Source organism: Nosocomiicoccus sp. HMSC067E10 (assembly GCF_001810835.1).
GTDB classification, from domain to species: domain Bacteria; phylum Bacillota; class Bacilli; order Staphylococcales; family Salinicoccaceae; genus Nosocomiicoccus; species Nosocomiicoccus ampullae_A.
This window is the reverse complement of record NZ_KV802747.1, coordinates 1-3,170: the sequence shown is the minus strand read 5'-3', so window position 1 is coordinate 3,170 and position 3,170 is coordinate 1. Positions and strand designations below refer to the sequence as shown.

General features: G+C 49.9%; 2 rRNA genes. Both read right to left on the bottom strand.

Annotated elements, in window-relative coordinates:
- Window position 1: 1 nt before the first annotated feature.
- Window positions 2–115: ribosomal RNA gene (gene rrf, locus HMPREF2767_RS01295) — 5S ribosomal RNA — on the bottom strand.
- Between the two features lie 52 nt (window positions 116–167).
- Window positions 168–3,038 (bottom strand): 23S ribosomal RNA (locus tag HMPREF2767_RS01290).
- Window positions 3,039–3,170 lie beyond the last annotated feature (132 nt).

The window sequence follows — 3,170 nt, the reverse complement described above, 5'->3', positions numbered from 1 at the left end:
TGCCTAGCGACGTCCTACTCTAGCACGGGTCAACCGAACTACCATCGGCGCTGGAGAGCTTAACTTCTGTGTTCGGCATGGGAACAGGTGTGGCCTCTCCGCCATCGTCACTAGACATACACTCAAAACCAAATAGAAGCAATTCGTAGATCCACGCTTGAATCATATTGAATAAGTCATCGATGAATTAGTATTTGTCCGCTGAGTATGTCACCATACTTACACGCCAAACCTATCAACCAGATCGTCTCTCTGGCATCTATAGGGAAATCTCATCTTGAGGGGGGCTTCATACTTAGATGCTTTCAGTATTTATCCCGTCCATACGTAGCTACCCAGCTATGCCGTTGGCACGACAACTGGTACACCAGTGGTATGTCCATCCCGGTCCTCTCGTACTAAGGACAGCGCCTCTCAAATTTCCTACGCCCACGACGGATAGGGACCGAACTGTCTCACGACGTTCTGAACCCAGCTCGCGTACCGCTTTAATGGGCGAACAGCCCAACCCTTGGAACCGACTACAGCTCCAGGATGCGATGAGCCGACATCGAGGTGCCAAACCTCCCCGTCGATGTGAACTCTTGGGGGAGATAAGCCTGTTATCCCCGGGGTAGCTTTTATCCGTTGAGCGATGGCCCTTCCATGCGGAACCACCGGATCACTAAGTCCGTCTTTCGACCCTGCTCGACTTGTTGGTCTCACAGTCAAGCTCCCTTATACCTTTACACTCTTTGAATGATTTCCAACCATTCTGAGGGAACCTTTGAGCGCCTCCGTTACATTTTAGGAGGCGACCGCCCCAGTCAAACTGTCCACCTGACACTGTCTCCGTACCGGATCACGGTACCGGGTTAGAACCGCAAGTACACCAGGGTGGTATCCCACCAGCGTCTCCACATACACTGACGTGCATGCTTCTTAAACTCCCACCTATCCTGTACAGGTGTACTCGAGATTCAATATCAAGCTACAGTAAAGCTCCACGGGGTCTTTCCGTCCTGTCGCGGGTATCCAGCATCTTCACTGGAACTATGATTTCACCGAGCCTCTCGTTGAGACAGTGCCCAAATCGTTACGCCTTTCGTGCGGGTCAGAACTTACCTGACAAGGAATTTCGCTACCTTAGGACCGTTATAGTTACGGCCGCCGTTTACTGGGGCTTCGATTTGTACCTTCGCTTACGCTAAGCACGCCTCTTAACCTTCCAGCACCGGGCAGGCGTCAGCCCCTATACGTCACCTTTCGGTTTGGCAGAGACCTATGTTTTTGATAAACAGTCGCTTGGGCCTATTCACTGCGGCTCATTTTCATGAGCACCCCTTCTCCCGAAGTTACGGGGTCATTTTGCCGAGTTCCTTAACGAGAGTTCGCTCGCTCACCTTAGAATTCTCTTCCCAACTACCTGTGTCGGTTTGCGGTACGGGCAGTATAACACTCGCTAGCGGGTTTTCTTGGCAGTGTGAATATCGATCTTCGGGCTTCGCCCTCCGCATCATGACTTACCTTACACTCATACCGGATTTGCCTGGTATGACAGCTTGTCACTTGCACGCACTCTTCCAGTCGTGCGATTCGATTCTCCTCCTGCGTCACCACTTCACTCATTCATGTTACACCGGTACAGGAATTTCTACCTGTTGTCCATCGCCTACGCTGTTTGCCTCGGCTTAGGTCCCGACTTACCCAGAGCGGACGAGCCTTCCTCTGGAAACCTTAGTCTTTCGGTGGACGGGATTCTCACCCGTCTTGCGCTACTCACACCGGCATTCTCACTTCTATACGCTCCACTTTCCCTCTCGGTTTGGCTTCGCTGCATATAGAACGCTCTCCTACCATCCTTGCGGATCCACAGTTTCGGTAATATGTTTAGCCCCGGTACATTTTCGGCGCAGCGTCACTCGACTAGTGAGCTATTACGCACTCTTTAAATGATGGCTGCTTCTAAGCCAACATCCTAGTTGTCTGTGCAACGCCACATCCTTTTCCACTTAACATATATTTGGGGACCTTAACTGGTGGTCTGGGCTGTTTCCCTTTCGACAATGGACCTTATCACCCACTGTCTGACTCCCATACATCTCATCTATGGCATTCGGAGTTTGTCTGAACTCGGTAACCCGGGATGGGCCCCTTATCCAAACAGTGCTCTACCTCCACGATGATAATATGAGGCTATACCTAAATATATTTCGGAGAGAACCAGCTATCTCCAGGTTCGATTGGAATTTCACCCCTACCCACAACTCATCCGGTCATTTTTTAACATAAGTCGGTTCGGTCCTCCATCCAGTGTTACCTGGACTTCAACCTGGTCATGGGTAGATCACCTGGTTTCGGGTCTACACACACATACTACTCGCCCATTTCAGACTCGCTTTCGCTTCGGCTCCACATTCGCTGCTTAACCTTGCATGTATGCGTAACTCGCCGGTTCATTATACAAAAGGCACGCCATCACCCTTATAGGGCTCTGACTACTTGTAGGCACACGGTTTCAGGTTCTATTTCACTCCCCTCCCGGGGTGCTTTTCACCTTTCCCTCACGGTACTGGTTCACTATCGGTCACCAAGGAGTATTTAGCCTTAGGAGATGGTCCTCCCAGATTCCGACGGAATTCCTCGTGTTCCGCCGTACTCAGGATACTTCTAGCGTCCGCTCGCTTGTCGTGTACGGGACTGTTACCCTCTATGGTCATTCTTTCCATAATCTTCCACTAAACTTGCTTCTCGCATCTCGAAGTCCTACAACCCCAGTTTAAACTGGTTTGGGCTCTTCCCACTTCGCTCGCCGCTACTACGGGAATCGTGTTTACTTTCTCTTCCTCTGGGTACTAAGATGTTTCAGTTCCCCAGGTCTACCTCTACCATCACTACTTAATTCGTAATGGAGTGACATTAAAAATGCCGGGTTCCCCCATTCGGAAATCTTCGGATCACAGCTTACTTACAGCTCCCCAAAGCATATCGGTGTTTGTTCCGTCCTTCATCGGCTCTTGGTGCCAAGGCATCCACCGTGCGCCCTTCACTACTTAATCGTAATGAATTTGTGAGAGAGTATCTCTACTCTATCGCGCGTGTATTTTTGAACTTTTTCGTTCTCGGTTTCTACGCTTGAAATCATATATTAATATATAATCTGTTGCTTCTATTTGGTTTTCAATGTACGT